We start from the raw sequence: 25,493 nt of genomic DNA on the forward strand, positions 1-25,493 counted from the left end.
AGCCTGTCCGTTGTTTCCGGTAACCGGAAAGACAGGAACAGGCTTTCTATCAAATAAAGATGGGGAAATACGGAATCTATGAAATCATCTAGTGGCTTCTGCCGTCTTCCGGATGATTTTACGGGCCTTGCGCACGTCATCCTCATGGGAATCGCCGCGGCTTCTTTCCACTGTGAAGAGTTTGGAAAGCTCCTCATCCATGCGGGCCACGGCGGCTTTCGCCTTCGGATTCTTCGCGGCGCGGGCGCGCAGGATATTAACCTTTTCAAATTCTTCCAGCCCGTCGCGGAGCTTTTCAAACCGCAGGGAACTGAGGTTGCCGGGATAAACCAGGTAGCAGTCTCCCGCAGGCCAGTTGCCGAAGTCGGTTTTTTCAAACGGATTGCGGTTCCAGGAATTGTAGGCCCACCTCAGAAAACCGTCCAGATGGTTGGCGGCGGCGAAGAGAGGCAGCCATTCCGCCTCCGCCAACGGGGAGATGGTAAAGGTATTTGGCTTTTTGGGATAGACGCAAACATAAAATGTCGTCTTTTTCCCCTCTTTCTTGCGCTGCGCCAGCAGATCGCTCGTGACCGTATCCGCATGGTCAAGCACGGGAGAGACGTCATACACGTGCCGGGTCATGGCGGTAGGCCGATTGACGGCGGAAACGATTTTGAATTCCGGAGCATACTTGTCCAGCACGTTCTTGGCCGCCTTCACCATGGCGTCCGGCCGTTCATCCAGCCCGATGCAGGTTTTGTCCAGCCAGCCTTTGCTTTTGACGTGCTTGCGGAAATCCGTCAGGAAAGGTCCCCAGATGGCTTCGTAGGAAGGATCGTTCGGCTTGAGGTCCAGGAACTTGTATTTTCCGGTAGCTTCATCCAGATAACGGATTTTCATGTTCCACGGAATCATGGTATAGCAGGATATCTGCCCCTTGATGCCCACCTCGTTGATCATGAAGGAAACCCATTTGTCAAAGTTGGCATAGTTCCAGCGCATGGTTCCGTTTCTGCCCTTGATCCATTCGATCATGGGGGGGGAACCAGTCGTAAGTCTGGGCGTTCCAGGCTTCATCAATGAGGGAACAGGTAATGGCCTTCTGCCCGGCGTCCGCCAGCCTTTTCATCACCGGCTTCATCAGCGCGAAATGTTCCGGGGACCACGGCTCCACATCATGCCAGCGGGCCACAGCCTGCGGATGCTGCCAAAGGTCCAGATGAACCTGCCAGTTGGAGGGGGCAGGCAGGAATTCCGGAGCCACTTCCAGAATTACGGGAATGCTCACTGGAGAGCCGCTTTCAGCGGAAACCACTACTTTTCCCTTGTACACGCCGGGTTTGGCAGACGGGGGGATATTGACTTCCACCCAGACGGGCCGGACGCCTCCCGCCTGCAGGTCACAGCCGTTTTCACTACCGATAATATCAGAAATGATCCTGTTGCCGCCCTTGGTATAGCGTATCATGGTGGTCCGGACGGGAATAACCTGCCCGGCAGCGTTTTTTACTCCGGCGCAGGAGGCGGACAACTGGGGCTGCGCCTGGGAAGACCAAACGGCAATTTGTCCGGCGGCACGTTCGCCCCTCCATCCGGACAGGCGCACGGCATCCTGAAGCATTTCCTGCCTGGGAGCGCCGCTCCATGGAATACGGTCATAATCCTTCACCGCGGCGGCCTGCAGATTCAGAGCGGCATCGGGACCGTAACCCTTGATTTCCACCAAATGCCCTCCCTTGTCATTGCCGGCGCTGTTGCCCAGGAAGGTGATTTTGACGTACCGGACCGTCTGGGGATTGAATTTGAAGGGGACGCCTTCCGAAGTGGCTGCAATGCTGTTGGATGACTGGTCTGCCAGCATCTTCCAGTTCTTGCCATCCTCCGAACCTTCTATCTTGTACTTGTAAATGCGTCCCCCTTCCCAATATGGCCAGACATGCAGTGCAGAAAGGGAGCGGGGTTTTCCCATATCTACCTGAAGCCAGACGGGAACACCTTCACAGCCCCAGTATTTGCCGGCGTTGTTCGCCTGGCCGTCCACGGCCAGTTCCGGACGGTCATTGCCGTAATGTCCGGAAGCGGTGACTTTGGCCCCGGCAAACAAATTGCCCGCATCACCCGCCGCTCCAGCGGAAACCAGAGCGGGTTCGTACAGGGGATGCCTGTCCGGCGACTGGGCTTGAACAAAAGACGTTAATGCAATAACGGAGCACAGAGGGAAAAAAAAAGTGGCGCATGCGTACATTACGTACCGGAATTCCATTTTCTCTCAAGAAAAAAGAACATCCGCACTATTCCGCCAAGGGTCGCACCGGAATCCCCCTGGAAGCAAAGTAGGTTTTGGCTTCCGGTACCGTATACTCGCCGAAGTGGAAGATGGAGGCCGCCAGCACGGCATCCGCCTTTCCCTCCACCAGCACTTCCACCATGTGGTCCAGATTACCCGCCCCGCCGCTGGCGATTACGGGAATGCGCACCGCCTCGCTGACGGTGCGGGTTAGTTCAATGTCATACCCGGTTTTGGCGCCGTCAGCATCCATGCTGGTAAGCAGGATTTCCCCGGCGCCGCGGCGTTCCGCCTCCATGGCCCATTCCACCGCATCCAGCCCCACGAATCTACGGCCGCCGTGGGTGGAAACGCCCCATTTGCCGGGTGCCTGCCTTTTGGCGTCAATCGCGACGACGATGCACTGGCTGCCGAATGCTGCCGCTCCTTCGTTAATCAAATCCGGACGGTTGATGGCCGCCGTATTCAGGGACACCTTGTCCGCGCCAGCCAGGAGCATTTCCCGCATGTCCTCCACGGAACGGATACCGCCGCCTACCGTCAGCGGCATGAAACAGCATGCAGCCGTGCGGCGCACGACGTCCACCATGGTAGCGCGGCCGTCGGAAGAAGCGGTAATGTCCAGAAAAACGAGCTCGTCCGCCTGCTGGGCGTCGTACGCCCTGGCGCATTCCACCGGGTCCCCGGCATCCCTCAAATTGACGAAATTGGTCCCCTTGACGACCCTGCCGTCCGTCACGTCCAGACACGGAATGATTCTTTTAGCCAGCACGGCCTTATCAAGCCATTCCCGCCAGCAAAGGAAAAGCCTAAAATACGGCTTGATTCAGGATGTTTTCAAAAGGAGGGTATCGTTTTTTCTACCCAAGATCTTTTTCTTCCCTCCATGACAAGTACCTTCATTTTTGTAAAATACACATTGTATTTCAACAAATAATGTTATGTATTGAAGTATTTCCGGATTCTAAATCCGCAAACAATAAGAAAAATTAACAATCAACATATTATATATATTAATCTATTGAAAATAAGATTATTAAATTGTTTCTGGCCTTTTTTAATTTCTCCTTTTTCCAGGATTTCCCGGACTTGTATCAAGTCTAACTCATACTCGTAGGGAACCGAATTTAGAATCCGATAGAGGGATGGGAGCGTTCTCTGCAAACGTTTTTAATTCACACTAGCTTATGCAATGAAGAAAACACTCTCTATGCTGATCATCAGCGCCGCCGCAATTTCCGCCGCACAAGCGGCCGTTACTCTTGTTTCCGGATTTTCCCATTTCGGACAGGGAGAAACCGCAGTTTCCGATCTGGGTTCCAAATCTCTCTCCCTGTCACTTGCCAATGCCACCCGAAACGACGACGGGACTTTTACCACCAACCCTGCGAATAATACGAAAACGATGCTGGACGTATCTTCTCTGGGACTTTCCGGTGCGACCGGAGGCAGCGGGTACACTGTCAACATCAATTTTCAAAAGGCAACGGACCTCAACAATCAGGATTCCCTTTTTTGCGCTTCCATAGGAGAAGCCAACAGCAATTCCCTGATAGGGCGTTACGAAAATGGAGACAAGATTGGCATTGCCAACAACGGCAGCAGTACAGGCCGCCCCGGAAGCGGATTAAGCGGAACAGCCATTGACTTCAACAATCCTTTTTCCCTGACTCTTTCCGTCCAGGCGGAGGGTGCCTACACGCTGTTTATTACACAAAACGGCTTTGCTCAAGCCTTATCCTGGCCCAGCCAAAAACAATCCGGAACTTTGAACACGCTGTACCTCGGCTCCTGGGCTACTCTTCCCGGATACCAGTCTGCCGCAACGATATCCGGCATCAGCTTCTGGGAGGGAGCGGCAACCCAGGACGACCTGGCCGCCATCATCAATGTCCCGGAACCGGCAACCGCCTCCCTGGGCCTTGTGGGACTTGGCGCACTGTTCCTGCACCGCCGGAGGAAATAGGCCACGGCTTTTCCACTCCCTGAAAGCCACTGACCGTGTTGCGCTGCCAACGGATTTCATTTTTACCCTTCTAACTACAACAACAATGAAACCGACTCCCTTTTGCCGCAGCCTGCTGTACGCCTGTCTGGCGGCGGCTTTAATCAGCGCAGCGGAAGCCAAAACGCTCCAATTATATATCCTGACAGGGCAATCCAATTCCCTGGGAGCCGTCAAGGGTTCCCCGGCGTCCGTAGAGATGCTGGAGCAGTACAAGTCCGACGGAAGCACCAAATTCTGGCACAACAATTTCAACAAAAATACTGGCAATTCCGTGGATTACAATCCTCCACCCTCTTCCTCCTGGGGCTCCGTTGCTCCCCAGGTATGCGGAACGGCCGCCAGTTCTTACAACTGCATGGGGCCGGAGTATGGGTTCGCCGCCGTGATGGAGCGCAAGGGATGGTCCCTGGGCGGACCGTCCTCCGGCAATGCGGACATGGGGATCGTGAAAGCCTCCCTGGACGGAGGTGGCAATTCCTATTGGAACAAGGGTACGAACGCCTACAATGCGGTCGTGGAAACCGTCATGAAGGCCTGTGAAAACGCCCTGGCCAACAACTACGACAAGGTGGAGATCATGGGCGTGATGTACCTGCAGGGGGAATCCAACACAGCCGCCGAAAGCAATAATGTAGCCAATTCCTTGTTAACGTTTCTGGACAATTTGCAAAGGGATGTGGCACAGGAAGGGGTGGATGTCTCCCGGTTGACGGAGCACCAGGCCATACTGGGAGAACAAGCCAAGTGGAATACAACGAATGTCACCAATGCCGAAACGGGAGACGTCACCGGAGGATTCAACGGCAATGAAGGTTCCTCCGGAACGACCCGTGAACAGCAGGAGGCCCTGGCCCGGGCAAACGACCAGATGGGCTGGGTTCCCACACGGGACCTCGCCAAAATCACCTCCGGCGACAGCATGGGCGTTCATTACGACGGAAAGTCCCAGATTACGATCGGAGCCCGGTATGCCTATGAGGCGGCCAGACTGGCCGGCTATGACGTGGGCACGGTCCGTAGCGGAAATTACGACGCCGTCCTTTCCTCCACGGAGGCCTGGATGAACGGCAAATTGCCGATGGACAGCGTGGCCGTCTGGGACGTAGCCTCCTCCGCCAAGGATAATATGGTAAGTTCAGCCGCCGGAATCAACGCCACGCTTTACGGCATCAGGATTGAAGACACATACCTGAATACCATCACCATCCGTGGGGTAGCCGCTGATGGAAGTTCCGCGCCCTCCATGCAGGACGGCCATTTGATCCTGGGAAGCGGCGGCATCGACATCGCCGCCGGAAAAAACCTGACCATCGCCTCCGCACTGGAACTTCAGGGCACCCAGCAGTGGGACATTGCGGGAGGAAGCACCCTGTCCATCCGGGGAAACAGCTCCTCCGGCAACCACCAGCTCACGTTCATCACGGGAACGGGAGATGTCGCCATCCGCAATTCCACTCTGGTGGAAAGCCCTTCCGGCGTAGCACGGGTGGAGGTGAATACTTATCTCAGCGCGACCGCCCCCGCTTTCACGGGCAGCTGGTTCATCGGCCCCGGCGTTGAAATGACGATGAACGGAACCGGTTCCCAGACGGCGGGCTCCGGATGGGGAACCGGAACGGTAACCCTGCAGGGCGCTACCGTTCTTGCCGGCTGGGAAAATGCGGGCAATACATGGAACAACCGTTTTATTTTGGAGGAAGGTACCCTATCCTCTTTCGGCGGATCTTCCAATACCGCCGGGAAGGTTCTTACCCTGGACGGTGAAATTTCTGGAAAAGGGACGCTGGCCAAGACCACGAACAATACGTTGGTGCTGGCCCACGCCAATACGTATGAAGGAGGCACTCAGGTTAACGGAGGCGCGCTGCAACTGGGGAACAAGGGTGCCCTGGGCAATGGAACGGCAGCAGTCAACGTTGGAGGCACGCTGAACCTGAACCATTACAATGTTTCCAACATCATCCGCCTGGCCGGAGGAGAGGTGCTGAACTGGGGAACGGCGGCACGGGTGGAAATCGCCCACCAGGTTGTCTGGGCCAACCAGCATCTGGCAGGAACGCTCACCTTGTCCGACGGTTCCCGCATCCTGGCCGGCAATTCCATGACGGTCGGAACGGGCGACGGTCTGACGGTGGGAAACTTTACCGTGGAACTTTCATCCATGAACCTGGTAGAGGGAGGCGAAGGGCTGGCCGCCATCATCATGACGGGTGGAACCTTGAACCTGCTGAACGGATTGACGCTGGACATCAGCGGAATTGCGAATGCTGCGGATACCATGTCATTCAAGATAATGGACATTTCAGGGGGGACCCTGGAAGGGCTTTCCTCTGCGGAAGATTTTTCCATGGCAGACGCCGCCCATGACTGGAATGTGCTGGATTACGACACTTCCACAGGAATCGTAACGCTTTCCGTTCCCGAGCCGTCTTCAGCCCTGCTGGGACTCCTGGGCATGGCGGCCCTGCTGACCATGCGCCGCCGAGGGTGATTTTTTTCTCCCGGGTATTTATCTGCCCGCGAGTTAACAAAAAAGAATGGATGCCGGCGCTCCAGAACAGTCCCGGATCATGCCGGGAATTTTCCGAGAGGCCTGTCTTTTCCCTTAACCGTATTTACGGCATAAGTTCCGAAATTAACCAAAGGAACCCGGGCGAGGAACGGCAAACGGCTTAAGAGCTTTTCTTTCCATATCCAGGTGGTAGACTCCGCGCAAGGCATTTCACCCATGACAACCACGCGCTCGGGATTCACCAAACTTGCAGCTATCTGCATTGCCATCCTTCTGGGGTCGGTGATCTGGGAATTGGGCTGGCCCTTGGACCGGGCGGAACACGAATGGGCGCGCCTGATTGCCGCCGTAGCCACTTTCGGGCACTTGACGGGCGTCGTGGGTTCCTACCTCCGGAAAGAGATCAACCGGCCGCGGCCGCGGCTGCTTGTTTTCCAGATTGTCAGCTGCCTGCTGATTTTCGCCCTGATCGCGCGGGAACAGCAGGAAGACAATTTCATGCGTTTTACGGAGCTGTCCCGTCTGGTCATCACGGCGGGCCTGATCGCCATTCCCACATTGATGTCCCTGACCAGGATTTTTGAATGGTTGCTGCGCAAGCAGAAACACGGAAGGCCACTAATGGCTCCGGCCATGCAGTTTGTAGCTTCCCTGGGAATAGTCATTCTGTCCGGAACCGGATTGCTTCTGCTTCCCAATTCCACCTATCCCGGTATTACGCTGAGCTTTACGGACGCCCTATTCACCAGCACCAGCGCGGTTTGCGTTACGGGGCTGAACGTAGTTGACTTCGCCAATGTGTTTACACCGCTGGGAGAAATGTTCGTGCTGGCGCTGATCCAGATCGGAGGGTTCGGCATCATGACTTTCGCTTATTTTGTGGCCATGGTGGCCGGCCAGGGCTTTTCCCTGCGCGACCGCGTGTTGCTGACGGACCTGCTGGACGAGGGGAACCTGGGTTCCGTGGTTTCCTTCATCACCACCATCATCGTCAGCACCCTGCTTATCGAATTGTGCGGAGCCGTACTGCTCTATTTTTCCTGGGAGGGAAGGGACATTAACCTGATGGGGGAACCGCTGTGGTGGCATTCCCTTTTCCATTCCGTTTCCGCCTTCTGCAATGCGGGGTTTTCCACGTTCCCGATGAATTTGATGGAACCGGGTATCCGCCTGTGCCACACCGGGCAGGCGGTCATCATGACCCTGATTGTCTGCGGCGGCCTGGGATTCGGCATTTACAAGGAACTCTACGCCCGGCTGGTCAACCGCTTTACGGCCAGACACCGCCGCCTGCGCATGCAATGGACTCCCTATTTCAAGCTGGTGATGATCACCACCGGTATTCTTCTGGTCGGAGGAACACTGGCGATTTTCACTGTATCCGCCCCACAAGCCTCCGAACCACTGGCCCAGCATTTCTGGAATTGCCTTTTCGACAGCGTGACGGCGCGCACGGCCGGATTCAACATCAGCGATTACAGCCGCTACCTGCCCGCCGCCAGCCTGATCATGTGCGGGCTGATGGTTGTGGGCGGCAGCCCCGGAGGCACCGCGGGGGGCATGCGCACCACCACCTGCGCCATTGCGGGGGCCGAAATCCTGCGCATTCTCCAAGGCAGGGAGCATGTGGAGTTTTTCCGGCGCCGCATCGACCAGCGGACCGTAGCGCGGTGCGTGATCACCGTGGTGGTGTCCTGCGCGTGGATCGGTTGTTTTACCATTCTGATCTGCAGCCTGGAGCCAGCTCTGAGCTCCCTGGATATCTTCTTTGAAAATTGCAGCGCTTTTGCTACGGTAGGCGTGTCGCGGGGCATCACGCCCCATCTGGGCGACCCTTCCAAATACCTGCTTATCATCAACATGCTCGCCGGCCGCGTGGGGCTTTTCGCCTTTCTCATCGCCCTGGCTGGCACCCCCACCCCGCGGCATTACCGCTATCCATCCGTCAAAATCCCGCTAACCTGAATATACCGTTATGAGATACACCGTTATCGGCCTGGGCCAGTTTGGACAGGAACTCTGCACAGAGCTTTCCGCCCGCAATATTGAAGTGGTGGCCGTCGCCTCCTCCGATGAAGAACTGGAGCAGGTCAAGGACCTGGTGACTTACGCCGTGGTGACGGATTATACCAATCCGGCCGCCCTGCGGGAACTGGAGCTGGACGACCAGTCCGCCGTGATTGTGGCCATCGGGGACAGTTTTGAAGAAAACCTTCTTGTCGTGACTCACCTCCAGAAAATGGGCGTGCGCTACATTTACGCACGCGTGATGAGCCCGGTGCACGAACATATTCTGAGCCAGATGAACGTTTACGCGCTCATCAACCTGTCGCGCGTGGCGTCCAAGCAGCTCGCCAGCCAGCTGGAGTCCCCCGAATTTCTGCGCGTTTCCCCCATGGATGAAAATCACAGCATTGTGGAAATAGCCGTGCCGCGCATCTGGGTGGGCAAGCAGCTCCGCGACGTGGGCCTGCGCACGGAACACCACCTCAATCTGCTCACCGTACGCCGCGGGGAGGCCCAAACGCCCCAGGGACGCCGTGAAATCCTTTCCATCCCGCGCATTCCCGTGATCGGCACCCCATCCCCGGACCTCGTGTTCGAGGACCACGACATTCTCGTGCTGTTTGGCAAGGAAACGAACCTGATCGAATTCGCCCAGCTTTCCAAGGGACTGTAGTCTGGAAACATTTTCCATGGACAGGGGACCACGGCTCAAGCCACCGCATTTTTTATTAAAACTGCCGCAAGGAATGGAGAATAAGATTCTCCCGGATTATTTGCCGTCTTTTTCCGAATGGCAAATTTCTTAAAAATCATGTATTCCTGCGGCTTGGTATTAGTGGAAATCCAGCATATCCTCCCGCTTCAGTAAAAGACTACGGCCAGCGGAGGAGGCAGGTTTAAATAAATTCCGGCAACCAGACAGAGGAAGGATGAACAGTTAACAGATAAAAGCAAGGGATTATTTTCCCGATACTTCCATGCCCATAGGAGAGAAAGAATTTCTAAAAATCCCTGAATCATCCACAAAAAAATACTGAACGTCAATCCATTGCTTTAAATTCTCAGATTCCGCAATGTTTCAAATTTATTTCGTCCCATCAGCCCCGTTACAATAAGACGGCATTTTTTCCACCTGCCAGATTCGTATTATATTCATTCAAATAAAAAACAGGATTTTTTATTGAGTGAATTAATGAACCATATTCGGAGACAATAATTCAATTCTTGTATTTCCTCTGTTTTGTGATCTACAAGTCTGGCAAGATTTTTAATTAAATCAGTAAAATAATGGTATGAGAAAAAAATACGGCTAGTGGTAAAAAATCTTTTCAATTTCTACCTAATATTTAATTCTTCAAAAGCGGTTCCCAGGCGCTTTTCAGAGATACGGCCCTTGACGGAGACGGCAGGCGCGAAGACGGCCAGGCGGTATTCTTCCAGCAGGTAGCCGTACTGTGTCCAGCGCGGGTCTCCGGAATGTTCCGGCAGGGCCTGATGCCAGGGAAGATATACGCGTTCAAAGAGGTCGAGGCGTTCGAGCTCTCTGGCAAGAGGCTGCTGGCCGATGCGCCTGATGCGCTCCGCGATGCCCTGCATGTACCGCTTCAGGTCCGGCAGGCGCTCCGCTCCATGCGCCCACAGGAAACGGGGGCGGAGCAACCAGTCAAGCTGGCTCTGGAGATCAGCCGTGATGCGCTCCGTATGGCGCACTCCCTGTTGCGCGGCCATGAAGTCTCTGACGGCATGTTCCGTAGCCGCCATCAGTTCCCATATCTCTGCTACATGATGCGCAGCGTCAAAGAGGTTCTGGCGCAAGTTCATTTCCGCAGCAGCAAATTGTTCCGCCGTGCGCGGCAAGGGCCGCCCCATGGCCATCTCCGCGGAAACGTCCACCAAGTCGTCCGCATTGGTGGACGGCACCTGCCCGAGCGTATGTAGGGAGAGTTTCCCTTCCAGCCTCAGAGGAAATTTCTTGCGGAGATGGTTGAGCTGGTCCGTCTGGCGCAAGCGCATGAAGCGCAAACACCCTTTCCGGTGGGATTCCGCCGCGCGCAGTTCATCCTCAAAAACACGGACGCCCACAGATCCGTCTTCATCCACCAGGGCCACATAACCCGGCCTTCCCGCCACATTCACCGTACGCTCCAAATTTCCGCAGGTCCATTCCTTCATGCCGGTCACAGATACGATATCCGCTGCTGTTTCCTTGAACCGACGGGAGAGTTTTTTACCCAAGCGGCTATTTAGTTCCGCAATGTCCGTACCCATGGCAAGCTCTTCGCCTTCATCGTCGCATACCCAGACTTTTGTAACCAGTTCCGCCGGAATACGTTTCATATCAAAGAAGGATGGAGCACAGAACCTCCCTGTTTCCGCTTCCACAAATTCCGCCAGTTTCCGCGCCAGCGGGCCGTCCGGTTCCAGCCCATGCCGCAGCTCAGCAAAGTAGGCGGCTTTCTGGCTGATGGGCTGGAGAAAGACGCGCAGATCTTTGGGAAGAGTGCGCAGCAGGCATTCCGCCCTTTGGGCCAAATGGCCCGGCACGCCCCACTCCGGCAGCCATTCCGGCACGTCTGGAAGCTGGTCGATGTGGACCCCCAAAGTTACACCGTCATCTTCCGCGCCGGGGTCATTCTGGTAATAGACGGTGTATTCCGCACCGTTGCAGGAAATTTCATCCGGGAAACCGGCCAGCAGGTCCTTCCCCCAGAATTCATACATGGCTTCCTCCGCCGGAACATGCAGGGATTCCGGGTTGTTTTTTTCCATGCCTGCGGCCCACCGCAAAAAGGCCTTCGCCGTGCAGCAGTCCTGCGGAACAAGGCCATTGAAGAATTGAAAAACGCCTTCCTCGCACCAGACCTGGTCCGGGCGGCGTAGTTTAAGTTCTATCTGCCGCACTTCCTCGCGGAGCGATTCCAAATGCCGGATGCAGGCGGGCTTCGTGCGGAAGCCACCACCAAGCAGTCCTTCGCGGATCATGATTTCCCGCGCATGGGCGGGATTGATGCGTCCGTAATGAACACGCCTGTTGTCAATGATACGCAGGCCGCCGCATACCACGCGCTCCACCGCGTAAACCGCACCCTGTTCCTTGTCCCACCGCGCTCCGGAGTAATGGGATTCACAGAGATGGGGAGCTACCTGCTCCACCCACTCCGGTTCCAGCCGGGCGGCGCGGCGCATCCATAGGCGGGTGGTGTCCACCAGTTCCACGCCCATGACCCATTCGCTCCGCTTCTTGCGGCGGAACAGGCCGGAGCCGGGAAAAATGCCGAAGGAACGCCCCCCCCGCGCCGCGGTATTCCCGGCTGTCCGCATCCCAGAGGCCGAACTGGCGCGGCACGCCGGCCAAAATGCTCCGGTGAATCATGGCAAAGGAGGCTTGGCGGTCCGTTTCCTGTTCCAGAGGGGATATTTTACACCTCAAGGTTTCCTTCACCAGCCGGGAGAGGTCCTCCCACAGGTTGAACCATTCCATCATGCGGTTGAAGTTGAGGAAGTTTTTTCCGCACCATTTGCGGAGCTGGTTTTTACGCCAACGCCGCCCTTCCCTGAATTGCCACGCATCTTTCCACAGCTTGAGCAGGGACAGGAAGTCACTGTCTTCGTCCTTCCATTGCGCATGAGCCTGGTCCGCCTTCTGGGCGGCGTCCGACGGACGCTCACGGGGATCCATGATGCCCAGGCCGGCCACGATGACAAGCATTTCAGGCAGGGCCTGTTCATGCTGCGCTTCCAGCAGCATACGGCCCAGCCGCGGATCAATGGGCAGCCGAGCCAGTTTTTTGCCCACGGATGTAAGTTGCCGGGCCTTGTCCAAGGCTCCTATTTCCCGCAGGGTACGGTAGCCTTCCGTCACCAGTTTGGAGGAAGGAGGGTCCGGCAGCGGGAATTCCGGCATTTCCGGCAAGCCCAGGTCTTTCATTCTGAGCAGAGCTCCGGCCAGGGCGCTGCGTTTGATTTCCGGGTCCGTAAAGTCGGGGCGGTCTTCCCACTCCTCTTCACTGTACAGGCGTATGCAGACGCCTTCGCACACGCGTCCGCAGCGTCCCGCACGCTGGCGAGCACTGGCCTTGGAGACGGGTTCTATCTGGAGCCGCTGCACCTGGCGAGCCGGACTGTAGCGGCTGATACGCGCCAGGCCGGAGTCGATAACGTAAATGATGCCGGGAATGGTCAGGGACGTTTCAGCCACATTCGTGGCAAGCACGATGCGTCTGGACCCCTGCTCCGGATGGAAGATTCTTTGCTGGTCCGCCAGGCCCAGCCTTGCGAACAGGGGCAGGATGCGCGTGTTCCTCAACTGGCGGCCTTCCAGTTTTTCCGCCACCTCCCGTATTTCCCGTTCGCCGGGAAGAAAGACAAGCACATCCCCGCGGTCGTCCAGGCCATCCAGCCAGTCCACGGCCCGCGCCACATGGGCGGCCAGTTCCTCGTCTTCATGCAGAGGCGGCAAATAGTGCAGGTCCACCGGGTAGGTACGCCCTTCCACCTGCACGATGGGGGCGCCGTTGAAGAATTCGGAGAATCCCCCTGCGTCCAGCGTAGCGGAGCTGATCACCAGCTTCAGGTCCGGCCGCCTGTCCAGCAGGAGCTTGAGATATCCAAGCAGAAAGTCGATGTTCAGGCTGCGTTCGTGAGCCTCGTCCAGGATCAGGGTATGGTACTGGCGCAAGTCCGGATCATGCTGAGTTTCCGCCAGCAGGATGCCGTCCGTCATGAATTTCAAACGCGTATCCGGTCCCGCCTTTTCTTCAAACCGCACCTGGTACCCCACCAGGCCGCCCAGTTCGCAGCCCAGTTCTTCCGCCACACGGCGGGAGACGGAAGCCGCGGCGAGCCTTCTGGGCTGGGTGCAGCCCACTCTGCCCGGCCTGTCTCCGGCAAGTTCCATGGCCATTTTGGGAAGCTGGGTGGTTTTGCCGGAACCCGTTTCCCCGACCACCACCATGACCTGATGCTCCCGCAGGACCGCCAGAATGTCATCCCGGCGGCGGGAGATGGGAAGGTCAGGATAAGTGATGTTCATGGAAGGAAGGGAGAAAAAAACCCTGCAAGACCGTCCTGCAGGGTTTGATGGAAAGGCCGGAAAGGTTTCTTACTGCCGGGGTTTGGGAAGCGCGATGCGGCCGCTGCGCGTCAGCATCTGCACATTGTAGTCTTCAATAAGGGACAGAAAACGGTCAATTTTATGTTCGCCGCCCGTAACCTCGATGGTCAGGGCGTCTTTGGTGACGTCCACAATGGAGGCGCCCAGGATCTGGCAGAATTCAATGACTTCATGCCGCGTGGCGGAATCCACGCCGATGCGGGTCAATACCGTCTCCCGGTACACGTTGTCCGTGTTGCGGAAATCCACCACTTCCACCGTGTTGACGAGTTTTTCCAGGTGCTTGATGATCTGGTCCAGGACGTCTTCCTTTTCACGTACGACGATGGTCATCCGTGAAAAGCGCGGGTCCTGGCTAGGGGCAACGTTCAACGAATGAATATTGTAGCCCCGTCCACTGAACAAACCGGCAATGCGGGCAAGCACGCCGAATTTGTTTTCAACAAGTACGGAGATGGTATGACGAGTCATAAGTTTAATTTCTTAAAGGTGATATATTATATGCGTTTTTATCTGGCAGTCAAGCCTGTGCCGGGGAATGCCGCAAAATGCGACGGCAGAGGAAGCGCTTCGCAGGAAACTGCGGCAGCGGAATTCAAAGTTCCCTCGGCAGGATGGCATTGCTTTTCGTAGCCGTGGGAATGCGGGGAAGCAGGGTTTTTTCTGAAACCGGGCGGGCATCCACCTTCACGTTGAACTGCTGTCCGTCACGGGAAACGGTCAGCAGGGCGGGCCCCTCCCGCAACGCTTTGACCAGTGCTTCCATGGTACTGACGCTCTGGTGGTTCACTGCAAAGACCATGTCCCCCGTCTGGAGGATCTGGCCCACGGATTTTTTCGGGTTCACCTGAATGACCAGCAGCCCCCGTGCGCCAATGGATTGTTCTTCCGCCGTGAGTTCGCGCAAGTGCATGCCTACACCTTCCATGAAGTCCGCCCACGGAGAGGGGGCATTTTGCAGAATGCTGTCACCAACTTTCAGGGTAAGATTCATTTTTTGCCCCTTTCTCCAGATTTTCAACCGGAATTTGTCGCCAATGGAAAGGTTTTCTATGCGGTCAAGCACATCTTGAACGTTCAGAATGGGAACTTCATTGAAATTGAGCATGACGTCTCCCGTCCGGAGACCGGCCTGTTCAGCCGGGGAGCCGGATTTGACCATGTTCACGACAGCGCCCGTGGCTTCATGATAGTCCAGAAAACTGCGGAGAGGGGGCGTATTGGGTACGATGTCCAGTCCCAGATACCCCCTCATGGGACGGCCATGCACGCAGATTTGCTGGAAAGAGTGCTGGACGAGATTGGAAGGAATGGCAAAGCCGATGCCCGTATAACTTTTTTCCGTATTGGGGAGAATCGATTTGTTGATGCCGATGATTTCCCCGCGAATGTTGATGAGAGGTCCGCCGGAATTGCCGGGAAAGATGCTGGCATCCGTCTGAATCAGATCCAGGCCGGAATCCATCAGCTTGCGTTCCCGGGCGCTGATGATGCCGCGCGAGACCGTCGTGCCCAGTCCGTAGGGGTTGCCGCAGGCCAGAACGATCATTCCGGGAGCCACTTTGTCGCTGTTGCCGAAGGGAAGAGGATTGAAGGTCGTCTGGTTGTCCGGCTTGTCCACCTTCAGCACGGCGATATCCAGTTCCGGGTCTACTCCCACCAGATGCACGGAGACGCTCCTTCCGTCGCTCAGGGTGACCCTCAGGGCATGCTTGTTCTGGATGACATGGTAGGCGGTGATGATGTGCCCTTCCTTGGTGACAATGACTCCGGAACCCAGGCCGTGCACCGCCAGCCTTTTTTCAATGACGGACTGTCCGTCTTCCGAAGGCTGGGTGACATTGGTTACGCCCGTGGTGTCTATGCTGACCAGAACCCGCTCCACGAGCTGCGCCACCTTTGAGTATTCCTCATTGAGCTGATGAAGAGTGGGAATGTCCGTGTCCTTCAACTCGGATTCCTGAGCGGTGGTGAACACTTCCGACCTGAAGGAAATATTCCTTTCCGTAACGCGGCTTTCCCACCTCCAATAAGCCACGGCGACAACGGTCATCATAACCGTCATCATGATGACAAGTAGAGTCCGTGTCCAGATGTTCGATCTCATGAAAATGCCCTGCCGTGGTGATGATCAAACGGTTTTCGGCTTGATCACAAGGGTATGGGAAGGGAAGGAACGGAAAAACTCCGGATTATATCCCTCATTCCTTTCCCATTGATACTATTTAAGCCTATCTTCTTCAAATGAAAAAACTTTCTAATGACAAATACGTCTTTCAAAAAACCGGATTTTGTGGTATGAACGGGCACGCTTTATGGGCAGCTTTATTCCAGAACAACAGGCCATTCATCTCGTTTTCGGCACGGATGAAGGGATGGTGCGTGAAAAGGCTTCCGGCGTCTTTGCCGCCCTGACGGAAGGAACGAACGAGTTTTCCCATGAAATTTTGGAAGCGGGCTGCGGAGATTCCGATGAAGCGGCCCAAATTGTCCGCCAGGTCATGGAGGCCCTGCGCACACTGCCCTTTTTCCCCGGACGCAAGGTGGTCTGGATGAAAAATTGCAACTTCCTGGGGGATTCCGTTACAGGCAGATCCTCCACCACGGAAACGGCTCTGGATTCCCTGAAGCAATTGCTGGAAGCCGGGCTGGGTCCGGACGTCATTCTGGTTGTTTCCGCTTCCGAATTCGACAAACGCCGCTCCTTTAATAAATTCTTGCTCCAGCATTCCGCAGCGGTAGAATTGAATAAGCCGGACATTACCAAGGCCGGCTGGGAAGGCAGCCTGATGCCCCTGGTAAACAAGGAGGCGGCCGCAAGAGGGATGGCCTTCGACCCTTCCGCACTGGAATTGTTCATCCACCGCGTCAGCGAGTCTTCCCGCCAGATTATTTCCGAAATTGAAAAGCTGGATCTTTTCCTGGGAGCGGAACGGCGGACGGTCATGCCGGAGGATGTGGAAAGAATGGTTCCACTCACCCGCACGGGAGTAATTTTCGAAATTTCACGGGCGCTGGAAAACAAGAAGAGCGACACAGCCATTTCCCTGATCGATTTTCAACTGGAACGCGGGGAAAATGCCGTCACCATCATGCGTGCCGCGTTTATTCCGACCCTTAGAAATTTGCTGGCCGCCAAGCTTTTGTGTGATGCTTTCAATTTGAAACCTACCAATTTCAAGGATTTCACCGCCAGAATTTCTTCCCTGCCCTCCTATGCATCCGCGCTGATTCCCTTGAAGAAGGACGGCACCCCGAATGCCTACCCGCTTTTCCTGGCAGCTCAAAACGCCGCCAAATTCAAGACGGAGAAACTGAAACAGACCTTGAAGGAGTGCATGAAGGCCGACAAGGCCCTGGTTTCCTCTTCTCTTGATCCTCGGCTGGTCCTGCACCGTCTTGCCATTTGTTCAGCATCCTGATGAATTCCTCCACCCAAGCATCTTCCGTGTTCGACGTTCTCGTCGTCGGCGCAGGACACGCGGGCATTGAAGCGGCTTTGGCCGCTTCCCGCATGGGCTGTTCCGTAGCCGTTCTTACTCATAATCTGGACACCATCGGCCAAATGTCCTGCAATCCGGCCATCGGCGGCCTTGCCAAAGGGCATATTGTCCGGGAAATAGATGCTCTGGGGGGAGCCATGGGCCTGAATACGGATGCCACCGCCATTCAATTCCGGATGCTGAACGCTTCCAAGGGCCCCAGCGTCCGCGCTCCGCGCGCCCAATGCGACAAGACTGCCTACCGCACACGCATGAAAAGAGTGCTGGAAACCGCTCCCGGCGTACGGCTGTTCCAGGGAGACGTCGTCAAGCTGCTTGTCAATGGAGAACAGCAGGCCGCGGGCGCCGTCACTTCCCTGGACTATACCATTCATGCACGCAGCGTGGTCATCTGTTCCGGCACCTTCATGAAAGGCCTGCTGCATGTAGGACTGCAGCATATCACAGGCGGCCGCATGGGTTGTGCACCTTCCACGCTTTCCTCGGGCCTGGCGGATTTGGGCTTTCAGGTGGAACGGCTGAAAACAGGCACTTCTCCCCGCATCAACGGCAGGTCCATTGATTTTTCTGTCTGCGAACTCCAACCGGGGGACACTCCCCCTGCCCTGTTCAGCTACCGCTCACGCAAGCTGCTGAAGCGTTTTTCCGAACCCTATTGTACACTGAACACGTGGGGAGACAAAGATTTCCGGATGGAGCAGATGCCCTGCTGGATCACGTACACCAACCAGACCACGCACGACATTATCCGGGATAATCTGAAATTCAGTCCCCTGTACAGCGGTATCATTGAAGGGATAGGGCCGCGCTACTGCCCTTCCATTGAAGACAAAATCGTGAGGTTTGCAGAAAAAACGAGCCATCAGGTTTTTCTGGAACCGGAGGGACGCAGCACGGAAGAATTCTACCTCAACGGCGTGTCCACTTCCCTGCCCTACTCCGCTCAATGCGAATTTATCCGCACTATTCCCGGTTTGGAAAATGCCCAGTTGATACGCCCGGGGTATGCGGTGGAATACGACTTCTGCCCACCCACCCAACTTCACCCCACTCTGGAAACCAAGCTCGTAGAGAACCTGTATTTTGCCGGACAGATCAACGGGACTTCCGGTTATGAAGAAGCCGCCGCCCAGGGCCTGATGGCGGGAACGAACGCCGCCCTGAAAGTCCTTGGAAAAACCTCTCTGATTCTCCGAAGGGACCAGGCTTATATAGGCGTCATGATTGACGACCTGGTTACCAAGGGAACGGACGAACCATACCGCATGTTCACCAGCCGCGCGGAATTCCGGCTGCTGCTGCGGCAGGATAACGCTGACCTGCGGCTGGCTCCCCTGGCGTTTGAAAACGGCCTCATCACCCATGATCTGTTTAAGGAAACAGAAAACAGGCGGAAGGCCATTGAAGAGGGAATAAAACAGGCTACGGCAATGAAATATGAAGGTGTGCCCGTTTCCATCTGGCTCAAGCGCCCCGGAAATGACTGGTCCATGCTGCCGGAAGACATGAAAAAAATGTTCCACGTGGAACATTGGGATGCCATAGCTACGGACATCCAGTATGAGGGCCACATTGAAAGGCAAAAAAAACAGGCAGAAAAAATCGTACGGATGGAGGAAAAAAACTATCCCTGACGATATCAATTACGAATCCGTCCATGCTTTAAAAAAGGAAGCCGTCATCAAGCTGGGTAAAATACGTCCTGCCACCATAGGACAGGCTTCCCGCATTCCCGGCATTACTCCGGCGGATATAGCGCTTCTGCTTGTCTATTTGAAGAAACGGAACAGATAAACAGCATTCGCGTTACTTTTTCCGGGTGAAATTTCCTTTCTTGGAAATCTTCAGCACGCAAAGATAAAAATCATTGTGCTTGTTGACCTATAGAAAACGACATATGATCATTACATCATGCGGTACGTTCTGGCTATTTTGCTGCCGCCTTCCATGGCACTGGCTTATGGAGGATGCGGAAGCTTTATCCTCAATATCTTCCTTTGCCTTGTCGGATACATTCCCGGCATGGACCATGCCATATTAATTGTCCTGCAGAAAGAAAGCAACGACAGGCACCAGGCAATGATGAAAGAGATGGTCAAATGGCAGGTTCACCAGGACCTGAAACGGAATTCCAGAAGAAAAACGGAAATAGTCTGCCGTAAAAAGGAAGATAACGTCACGGCATCCGGAGACAAAGCTTCCTGTTATTGATAACGCACTTCACCCCGGATGCATACATCGTTTCCAAACATCCTTGCAGACGGCTTTACAAGATGAGCTTCACGCTCCAGGAAATCCCCTCCCTCCACTCCGTCAACACCGCCGCCCGTAATGACGGGAGCATAAAACCCCACCCATTCATCCACCAGACCGGCTTTCAAAAATTCCTTCATCAGAACACCTCCAGATTCCAGCAGAAGGGAGCTTATTTTTCTTTCCGTGTATAAATTTTGTAACAATTCCAAATAATTGGATACATTCTCTACGATCAGGGTGCGGTCGCGAAATTCATCCGTCAGGCAGATGGAATTTTCCGGAATGGAAGCGGCATTCCGGGTCAGGATAATGCGCCACGGTTGTTCCTTAAGGGGAGAAACGGGTTTTTCCGGATTCCTGATCGTCAAAGACGGATTGTCCATGCGCACCGTGTTTCCTCCTGTCATGACAGCTTCACATTCGGAACGGAGCGTATGCACAAAAGACCTAGCCGCTTTTCCGGTCAGCCATTGGGAACGTTCCGGACTGCGGGAAATATGCCCGTCCAGGGACATGGCGCTTTTGGCGATTACCCAGGAACGGCCTTCCATCATGTTCAGACGGAAAGCCCTGATCAAAAAGTCACATTCCTTCTCCAGAACTCCTCGGGTAACTTTAATGCCTGCATTCTTCAAGATTTCCGCAGCAATTCCCTTGTGACCGGGATTGGGATCTTCCGAACCGTAAACTACTCTCTTGAAACCGTGTTCCATAATGGCTTCCGTACAAGGGGGAGTTTTTCCCGTCGTGCTGCACGGTTCCAATGTAACGTAAAGGGTGGAATCTGGAAACAGCCCGGCATTGCCTTTGGCAATACCGTCGGCAATGGCATTTCTTTCTGCATGGGGGAGGCCGGCTTTTTCGTGAAATCCGGAGCCGATGATTTGATCCTTGTGAACGATGACGGCGCCTACGCAGGGATTGGGGCTGGTTAGTCCGAGCCCTTTTCCGGCAAGTTCAATGGCCAGTTTCATCCAGCGGGCATCCCGATCCTCTGCGTTCATGGGGACCTTGTATCATGGATCATGGAAAAAGGACAATAGAGATGTGTGTTGAAGAGTATTAGATTTAACAATATTAAATTCCTTCTTCTTCTACCCTGTGGCAATTGTGAACAACACTGGTTTCGCGTTTAAAATGAGTGCGGTTTGCCTTTTTGCAAATGTGAATAAATTCCGTTAACAGAAATGTGAATAATATCTGAATAAGTTATTCACAGAGTATTCACTTGTGATTCACTGTTCCTTTCACACAGTTATTTCCTGAAGAGGTCACTCCGGGCACCGGCTGCATTGCTCTTGCAGAAAGTACGGAACAGGGAATATCATTCCTGCATGCGGATTGCCAGATTGATTTATATTCCTGAGAGGGATCTCACTTTTCCGGCAACGGGTCCTGAAAGGCCCTTCCACGCGTTTTCCGTGGCCGGGACAAGCATAGGTGCGTATTGTGCCTTACAACTCCGGGAAGCGGGCTTTGAAGCCGTTTTGGGACCGGAAGAGGAAGAGCGCGGGAGCGGGGATGGAGCTGTGGAGGTGTCCATGCATGATTTTTCACCGGAGGCTGCTGTGTGGCTGGCGGATTACGGACCGGGGGAATGCGAGCTGAGGAATGCGGAGGGTTGTTTTCTGGCGGGGAAGGGGGCTCCGGGAGTACGGCGGAGTTCCTTGAAAAGGAATATGGCCGTGGAGCGGCTGGTATATCCGTGGGATCTGCTGGACTGGCAGGAGAGAGTGATGAGGGGAATGGAAGGAGATGGCGGTTTCATAAAAGACGGCGCGCATGTTATGGGAACCTTGCGGCTTGGGAGGGATTCCGCAGTGTTGCCCGGCGTGGTGGTGGAAGGCTGCGTATGGGTGGGAGACGGTTGCAGGGTTGGTCCGAATTGCTATTTGAGGGGATATGTTTCTTTGGGAGACGGGTGTGTTGTGGGGCAGGGCGTTGAGTTGAAGAATTGCATTGTGGGGGACGGGACGTTTATTTCTCATTTGAGTTATGCCGGGGATTCCATCATCGGAAACGATGTCAATTTTGGCGCGGGAACGGTTTGTTCCAATTTCAGGCACGACGGGGCGGAGCAGCAGATGATGGCTGGAGGGAGGCTGGTAGAAACGGGAAGGAACAAGCTGGGAGCCGTCATTGGAGATCACGTCAGGCTTGGAGCCAATACCGTTGTACTGCCGGGACGAGTGGTTTCCCCCGGAACATGGACCATGCCCGGCGAAATTTTCCGGTAGGACGGTTTTTCGGAACCGAACACATGGTTTGCCCGTGAACGGGGGTATCCTGAGTGGAAACCAACAAAGTTTTTTGTTTCATTCCAAGATTTCCGGAATGAGTACGGATGAAAAAGTTTTTACCACTTTATTTCTTTCCGTTTCCTGCATTTGTGAAAATTTCTGTCCGAAAACCTTGCTGAAGCTGCATTTCCAATGCTCCGGCGAACCGGAAATGCCGGAGACGCACAGCTGGTGGAACAGACTTTTAAGAATGCTTAAATAATCTCAAAAAACGCACCATGCAAGATATGCCCTTTAAAATGGTGAATTACTATATATGGTATGCTTTTGAAAAAAATACTGCCAAATATGCCGATTTGACGGAGAAAGAACTTGAAGAGAGGGAGGCATTTGTGAGAGGATGCGAGGCAGATAAAAGCACAGTCACATGAAGTTTACTATTTCCAAGCAAGTATTTCTGGATGGCCTGAGACAGGTAGTCAGTGTGGTGTCTTCCAAAACGACGCTGCCCATTCTTTCCAATGTAAAGATTGAAGCTGAAAACGGGCAGGTGCGCTTTACTGCAACCGACCTCGATGTGTGCATCACGGGCGTGGTGCCCGCCAACGTGGTGAGGGACGGTACGGTTACCCTTCCCGCCAAAAAGCTGGTGAGCATTATCAGCGAACTTCCTGAAGCGGAAGTGCAGGTGGATGTGAACCAGCGCAACCAGGCGACCGTGGAATGCGGCCGCTCCCAGTTTAAGCTGAACGGCCTTCCGGCGGACGAATTCCCCGAGCTTCCTTCCTTTGAACAGGCAACCGTGTACCAGGTGGAGCAGAACCTTCTGCGCGACTGCATCCGCCGGACAGAATACGCCATTTCCACGGATACGACCCGCTACGTGCTCAACGGCATCTCCCTTTCCTTCCGCAATGGAAAGATGACGCTGGTGGCTACGGACGGCCGCCGCCTGGCCCTGGCGGAAACTGCTCTGGATTTCCCGGAAGAACAGCAGCTGGACGCCATTCTGCCTACCAAGGCCGTAGGGGAACTGAGGCGCCTGCTGGATGAAGTGGGTTCCGTCACGATCCGTTTCACCCGCAACCAGGCGGCTTTTGAAATCAACGATACGCTGCTGATCAGCAAGCTGATTGACGGCAATTACCCGAATTACCGCCAGGTGATTCCGACGGACTGCAAGGAAAGCATTGAGCTTCCCTGCGGAGAATTGCTGGAAACCGTGCGCCGCGTCTCCCTCCTCTCCGTGGACAAGAGCACGAACATCAAGCTGAACTTCCGGGAAAACGAACTGGAAGTGGCATCCAGCGCGGAAGGCGTGGGTGAAGCGCACGAATCCGTGACCATCACTTATTCCGGCAGGCCCCTTTCCATCTCCTTCAATCCGGACTTCTTCATGGCCCCCCTGAAAACCATGCCCGGCGATACGATGATCACGCTGAACCTCATTGATGAAATGAGCCCGGGCGTGCTGAAGATTGGCGATGAGTTCCTGTACGTGCTCATGCCGATGAGATCTCCCAACTGATTTTGACTGGCACAAAATCATTCATACAAAGGGACAGGCGCCGTGGAAACATGGCGCCTGTTTTTTATTGTTTGAAAGTGAATGGAATGAATATGTTATTCACATGAATGTTCTACGTGGAACATTTTTCATTTTCCCGAATGAGATGAAGCATGGATCTGTGGAAAATAAAAGGATAACGTCTTCCCTCCCTCTGTGGAAAAAAAGGCTTTTGGAATGCTTATTCGCTCAGCATGCCCGGAGCGGCAAACAGGTCCGGAGCAAGATGCACGGGATATTTGCCGGAGGCTTGAAGAATGGCTTCCCGCACGGCGGGCAGGGAGGAGAAGCAGGAGGAATCCACATCCAGAATATTGCCGTCTTTCAACTCTATTTTGAGACCCGGCTTGTTTTCCTGGTCCGGCGTATATCCTATGCTTTCAATGGCTTCCCAGGGAATTTCCCTGCGCGCGATTCCGTTGCCCCATGCGATGAAGACGGACGTGACAGTCAAAAAATGCGGCCTGCCGAGAATGACGGAAAGCCACAGGCAAGTCAGGACCGCAGCCAGTGGGAGAATCCACCAGCCGGCTCCAAAGATGCCCCACGCCAGGGCGCACCCCAGAGTGCCGTAAAGCTTCCCGGCCAGGTGATAGCTATGGTAGGAATAATAAGTGCTCATGAGTTGCGAAGTCAATGAAACGGATCCGGCGGGCATGTTGAGTTTCCAGCCGCATTCTATAGGATACTCTTCCGGCTCCGGGGACGCAAGAGGATAAGTCAGGAAAGGGAGTCTAGCAGTTGCTCTGGAATGATTCCCCCGGAACGGATCAGGGAAAGGAAGTATTCCTCCATTTCCGGAGGAGGTGGAAACAGACCGGGCTTTCCGCGGCCTGCGGCCAGTTCCACGGCGCCCTGGTTGTGAAGAGCCAGTGGAGGATCAATATAGCACATTTGCGTGGGATCGGGCAGGATGAAATTGAGGGGACGCCCTTCATTCAGAATGCTGTTTTTCGGGATGGATGGCCCCCATTCGTCTTCCACACCCATATTCGCCAGCAGAACACCGGAGGAGCAGGGCAGGGCGGGATCAATCAGACCTGACAGGGCATGCCGCCTGCCGGTGGCCGTGACGGCGCAGAAGGCCTGTTTTACCGCGTGGCTGAGAGCCGCGCCATCCGTCGCGCAGAGAAAGGAAACGGACGGGGAAGGAAGGCGTTTTTCTTCTACATCAGCCACAATGACGCGCATCCGGTTGTTCAGGGCATGCAGGACGATGCCTCGGCCCACTTTCCCATACCCGATGACGACAAGCGTTTTCCCATGCCAGTCATCAAATCCCAGGGAGGCCAGGGCGCGGAAGAAACTTTCCCCGGTGCCCAGGCAGGTTTCAATCTGTTTGATTTTCCCCGCATCCACCATCCAGACGGGCTGCGTGCATCCCGCGTAATGTTCCGCACCGGACCGCGTCAATTCCACATAACCGCAGCGGCTGGGGACATGGGAAAGGGCGCCCGCACAATCCAGGACGACATCGTAAGGACCTTCGGTCCGTTCCGCGTCTATCACGGGAATTCCATAGGCCGCCAGCAGGAGAAGGATTTCCGGATCATGGGGCATGACCCGGGAGACGGCCACCGTCAAATCCGCTCCGGCCGCCAGCAGGGCGGCGTATTTGGCGCAGGTGTTCCGGAATACAGGGGAGGCGTCAATAATCCGGCATCCTTCCAGCGGGCGGCTTTCCGACCATCTTTTATACTGGTTGAGCAGCACGGGGAGTTCTTTTTCCCGGTAAAAAGAAAAAATGTCTTGGAGAATATGTTCCGGAGTCACAGGCATGGCAAAAGTGTACGGATTCCATGGAAAAGGAGCAATCTTTCTCCTTCTGGTTTTTCACATGAAAAATTTTGCAAGCGTGCAGTATTTGTTTGAAACTTTGCAAGTGAATTAAAGCCGGATAAAACCTGTCTTCGCAGACATAAGTATTTTCTTTCCTATCGAAGAATAGGACTTTTTCCGGGAATGTGACAGGAGGCAGGAAAAAATGGTCTTCTATCAGAAACTTTTCTCTAACAGAT

18 protein-coding genes and 2 pseudogenes are annotated in these 25,493 nt (G+C 54.8%); 10 read left to right on the forward strand and 10 right to left on the reverse strand.

The window, feature by feature from the left end:
* Nucleotides 1–84: 84 nt before the first annotated feature.
* From V3C20_RS05050 to hisF, 3 genes are read right to left on the reverse strand one after another with little or no spacing between them, the layout of a single operon-like run.
* Nucleotides 85–1,017: a DUF4091 domain-containing protein gene (locus V3C20_RS05050; RefSeq protein WP_330935429.1), complete on the reverse strand. Its 933-nt coding sequence runs from the start codon at nucleotides 1,015–1,017 to the stop codon at nucleotides 85–87.
* A complete protein-coding gene (locus V3C20_RS05055) occupies nucleotides 959–2,227 on the reverse strand; it encodes a glycoside hydrolase domain-containing protein (protein WP_330935430.1) in 1,269 nt (422 codons plus the stop codon). The genes V3C20_RS05050 and V3C20_RS05055 overlap by 59 nt, the downstream gene beginning before the upstream one ends.
* A 46-nt stretch (nucleotides 2,228–2,273) precedes the next feature.
* On the reverse strand, nucleotides 2,274–3,041 hold the full coding sequence (gene hisF, locus V3C20_RS05060; RefSeq protein WP_130084037.1) for an imidazole glycerol phosphate synthase subunit HisF: 768 nt from the start codon (nucleotides 3,039–3,041) through the stop codon (nucleotides 2,274–2,276).
* A 420-nt stretch (nucleotides 3,042–3,461) separates the two neighbouring features.
* On the opposite strand from hisF, the gene V3C20_RS05065 reads away from it, so the two are divergent.
* The 4 genes from V3C20_RS05065 (at nucleotide 3,462) to V3C20_RS05080 (ending at nucleotide 9,469) form a co-directional block, all read left to right on the forward strand.
* The gene (locus V3C20_RS05065; protein WP_130084036.1) at nucleotides 3,462–4,235 is read left to right on the forward strand and encodes a PEP-CTERM sorting domain-containing protein; all 774 of its coding nucleotides are present in this window, start codon (nucleotides 3,462–3,464) and stop codon (nucleotides 4,233–4,235) included.
* Between the two features lie 85 nt (nucleotides 4,236–4,320).
* The gene (locus V3C20_RS05070; protein ID WP_161981346.1) at nucleotides 4,321–6,768 is read left to right on the forward strand and encodes a sialate O-acetylesterase; all 2,448 of its coding nucleotides are present in this window, start codon (nucleotides 4,321–4,323) and stop codon (nucleotides 6,766–6,768) included.
* Between the two features lie 237 nt (nucleotides 6,769–7,005).
* Nucleotides 7,006–8,754, forward strand: coding sequence for a potassium transporter TrkG (locus V3C20_RS05075; RefSeq protein WP_130084034.1), 1,749 nt, complete (start codon nucleotides 7,006–7,008; stop codon nucleotides 8,752–8,754).
* A gap of 10 nt (nucleotides 8,755–8,764) precedes the next feature.
* Nucleotides 8,765–9,469, forward strand: coding sequence for a TrkA family potassium uptake protein (locus V3C20_RS05080; RefSeq protein WP_067569558.1), 705 nt, complete (start codon nucleotides 8,765–8,767; stop codon nucleotides 9,467–9,469).
* Between the two features lie 662 nt (nucleotides 9,470–10,131).
* Here V3C20_RS05080 and V3C20_RS05085 read toward each other — a convergent pair.
* The 4 genes and pseudogenes from V3C20_RS05085 to V3C20_RS05100 all read right to left on the reverse strand — a co-directional run bounded on the left by V3C20_RS05085 (nucleotide 10,132) and on the right by V3C20_RS05100 (nucleotide 15,977).
* The gene (locus V3C20_RS05085; protein ID WP_330935431.1) at nucleotides 10,132–12,117 is read right to left on the reverse strand and encodes a DUF3418 domain-containing protein; all 1,986 of its coding nucleotides are present in this window, start codon (nucleotides 12,115–12,117) and stop codon (nucleotides 10,132–10,134) included.
* A 22-nt stretch (nucleotides 12,118–12,139) separates the two neighbouring features.
* Nucleotides 12,140–13,828: pseudogene (hrpA, locus tag V3C20_RS05090) on the reverse strand (ATP-dependent RNA helicase HrpA); the annotation flags it as partial.
* Nucleotides 13,829–13,897: 69 nt separating this feature from the next.
* Nucleotides 13,898–14,380 carry an acetolactate synthase small subunit gene (gene ilvN, locus V3C20_RS05095; protein ID WP_067569564.1) on the reverse strand — a complete coding sequence of 161 codons (483 nt, stop codon included), beginning with the start codon at nucleotides 14,378–14,380 and terminating at the stop codon, nucleotides 13,898–13,900.
* 124 nt (nucleotides 14,381–14,504) lie between these two features.
* Nucleotides 14,505–15,977, reverse strand: coding sequence for a trypsin-like peptidase domain-containing protein (locus tag V3C20_RS05100; protein ID WP_161981654.1), 1,473 nt, complete (start codon nucleotides 15,975–15,977; stop codon nucleotides 14,505–14,507).
* Between the two features lie 247 nt (nucleotides 15,978–16,224).
* Here V3C20_RS05100 and holA point away from each other — a divergent pair, with 247 nt between their 5' ends.
* From holA to V3C20_RS05120, 3 genes and pseudogenes are all read left to right on the forward strand, one after another.
* Nucleotides 16,225–17,331 (forward strand): DNA polymerase III subunit delta, encoded by a 1,107-nt coding sequence (gene holA, locus V3C20_RS05105; RefSeq protein ID WP_130084031.1) that lies wholly within the window; start codon nucleotides 16,225–16,227, stop codon nucleotides 17,329–17,331.
* Nucleotides 17,331–19,206: pseudogene (mnmG, locus tag V3C20_RS05110) on the forward strand (tRNA uridine-5-carboxymethylaminomethyl(34) synthesis enzyme MnmG). Before holA ends, mnmG begins: the two are co-directional and overlap by 1 nt.
* Nucleotides 19,207–19,323: 117 nt before the next feature.
* Nucleotides 19,324–19,623, forward strand: a complete 300-nt coding sequence (locus V3C20_RS05120; RefSeq protein WP_130084029.1) for a YqaE/Pmp3 family membrane protein — start codon at nucleotides 19,324–19,326, stop codon at nucleotides 19,621–19,623.
* Here V3C20_RS05120 and ribD read toward each other — a convergent pair.
* Entirely contained in the window at nucleotides 19,617–20,672 is a 1,056-nt protein-coding gene (gene ribD / locus V3C20_RS05125) for a bifunctional diaminohydroxyphosphoribosylaminopyrimidine deaminase/5-amino-6-(5-phosphoribosylamino)uracil reductase RibD (protein ID WP_130084028.1), read from the reverse strand. The genes V3C20_RS05120 and ribD overlap by 7 nt on opposite strands.
* Nucleotides 20,673–21,089: 417 nt before the next feature.
* Here ribD and V3C20_RS05130 point away from each other — a divergent pair, with 417 nt between their 5' ends.
* From V3C20_RS05130 to dnaN, 3 genes are all read left to right on the forward strand, one after another.
* A complete protein-coding gene (locus tag V3C20_RS05130; protein WP_161981344.1) occupies nucleotides 21,090–21,905 on the forward strand; it encodes a DapH/DapD/GlmU-related protein in 816 nt (271 codons plus the stop codon).
* A gap of 281 nt (nucleotides 21,906–22,186) precedes the next feature.
* On the forward strand, nucleotides 22,187–22,339 hold the full coding sequence (locus V3C20_RS05135) for a hypothetical protein (protein ID WP_153812564.1): 153 nt from the start codon (nucleotides 22,187–22,189) through the stop codon (nucleotides 22,337–22,339).
* On the forward strand, nucleotides 22,336–23,436 hold the full coding sequence (gene dnaN, locus V3C20_RS05140) for a DNA polymerase III subunit beta (RefSeq protein WP_067569578.1): 1,101 nt from the start codon (nucleotides 22,336–22,338) through the stop codon (nucleotides 23,434–23,436). The genes V3C20_RS05135 and dnaN overlap by 4 nt, the downstream gene beginning before the upstream one ends.
* Nucleotides 23,437–23,656: 220 nt before the next feature.
* On the opposite strand, the gene V3C20_RS05145 is transcribed toward dnaN, so the two are convergent.
* Nucleotides 23,657–24,097: a hypothetical protein gene (locus V3C20_RS05145; RefSeq protein WP_130084026.1), complete on the reverse strand. Its 441-nt coding sequence runs from the start codon at nucleotides 24,095–24,097 to the stop codon at nucleotides 23,657–23,659.
* A 98-nt stretch (nucleotides 24,098–24,195) separates the two neighbouring features.
* Nucleotides 24,196–25,254 (reverse strand): hypothetical protein, encoded by a 1,059-nt coding sequence (locus tag V3C20_RS05150; protein WP_130084025.1) that lies wholly within the window; start codon nucleotides 25,252–25,254, stop codon nucleotides 24,196–24,198.
* Between the last annotated feature and the right edge of the window lie 239 nt (nucleotides 25,255–25,493).

This window comes from Akkermansia sp. RCC_12PD (genome assembly GCF_036417355.1).
In the GTDB taxonomy this organism is placed as follows: Bacteria; Verrucomicrobiota; Verrucomicrobiia; order Verrucomicrobiales; family Akkermansiaceae; genus Akkermansia.

What these genes read in the sequence shown, in the direction of transcription:
- V3C20_RS05080 (WP_067569558.1), top strand. Translation starts at nt 8,765, where the DNA reads ATGAGATACACCGTTATCGGCCTGGGCCAGTTTGGACAGGAACTCTGC.
- V3C20_RS05135 (WP_153812564.1), top strand. Translation starts at nt 22,187, where the DNA reads ATGCAAGATATGCCCTTTAAAATGGTGAATTACTATATATGGTATGCT.
- ribD (WP_130084028.1), bottom strand. Translation starts at nt 20,672, where the DNA reads ATGAACGCAGAGGATCGGGATGCCCGCTGGATGAAACTGGCCATTGAA.
- V3C20_RS05150 (WP_130084025.1), bottom strand. Translation starts at nt 25,254, where the DNA reads ATGCCTGTGACTCCGGAACATATTCTCCAAGACATTTTTTCTTTTTAC.
- V3C20_RS05075 (WP_130084034.1), top strand. Translation starts at nt 7,006, where the DNA reads ATGACAACCACGCGCTCGGGATTCACCAAACTTGCAGCTATCTGCATT.
- V3C20_RS05055 (WP_330935430.1), bottom strand. Translation starts at nt 2,227, where the DNA reads ATGTACGCATGCGCCACTTTTTTTTTCCCTCTGTGCTCCGTTATTGCA.
- V3C20_RS05085 (WP_330935431.1), bottom strand. Translation starts at nt 12,117, where the DNA reads ATGCGGACAGCCGGGAATACCGCGGCGCGGGGGGGGCGTTCCTTCGGC.
- V3C20_RS05065 (WP_130084036.1), top strand. Translation starts at nt 3,462, where the DNA reads ATGAAGAAAACACTCTCTATGCTGATCATCAGCGCCGCCGCAATTTCC.
- V3C20_RS05120 (WP_130084029.1), top strand. Translation starts at nt 19,324, where the DNA reads ATGCGGTACGTTCTGGCTATTTTGCTGCCGCCTTCCATGGCACTGGCT.
- V3C20_RS05050 (WP_330935429.1), bottom strand. Translation starts at nt 1,017, where the DNA reads ATGATCGAATGGATCAAGGGCAGAAACGGAACCATGCGCTGGAACTAT.
- V3C20_RS05070 (WP_161981346.1), top strand. Translation starts at nt 4,321, where the DNA reads ATGAAACCGACTCCCTTTTGCCGCAGCCTGCTGTACGCCTGTCTGGCG.
- V3C20_RS05100 (WP_161981654.1), bottom strand. Translation starts at nt 15,977, where the DNA reads ATGATGACGGTTATGATGACCGTTGTCGCCGTGGCTTATTGGAGGTGG.
- holA (WP_130084031.1), top strand. Translation starts at nt 16,225, where the DNA reads ATGGGCAGCTTTATTCCAGAACAACAGGCCATTCATCTCGTTTTCGGC.
- V3C20_RS05145 (WP_130084026.1), bottom strand. Translation starts at nt 24,097, where the DNA reads ATGAGCACTTATTATTCCTACCATAGCTATCACCTGGCCGGGAAGCTT.
- dnaN (WP_067569578.1), top strand. Translation starts at nt 22,336, where the DNA reads ATGAAGTTTACTATTTCCAAGCAAGTATTTCTGGATGGCCTGAGACAG.
- ilvN (WP_067569564.1), bottom strand. Translation starts at nt 14,380, where the DNA reads ATGACTCGTCATACCATCTCCGTACTTGTTGAAAACAAATTCGGCGTG.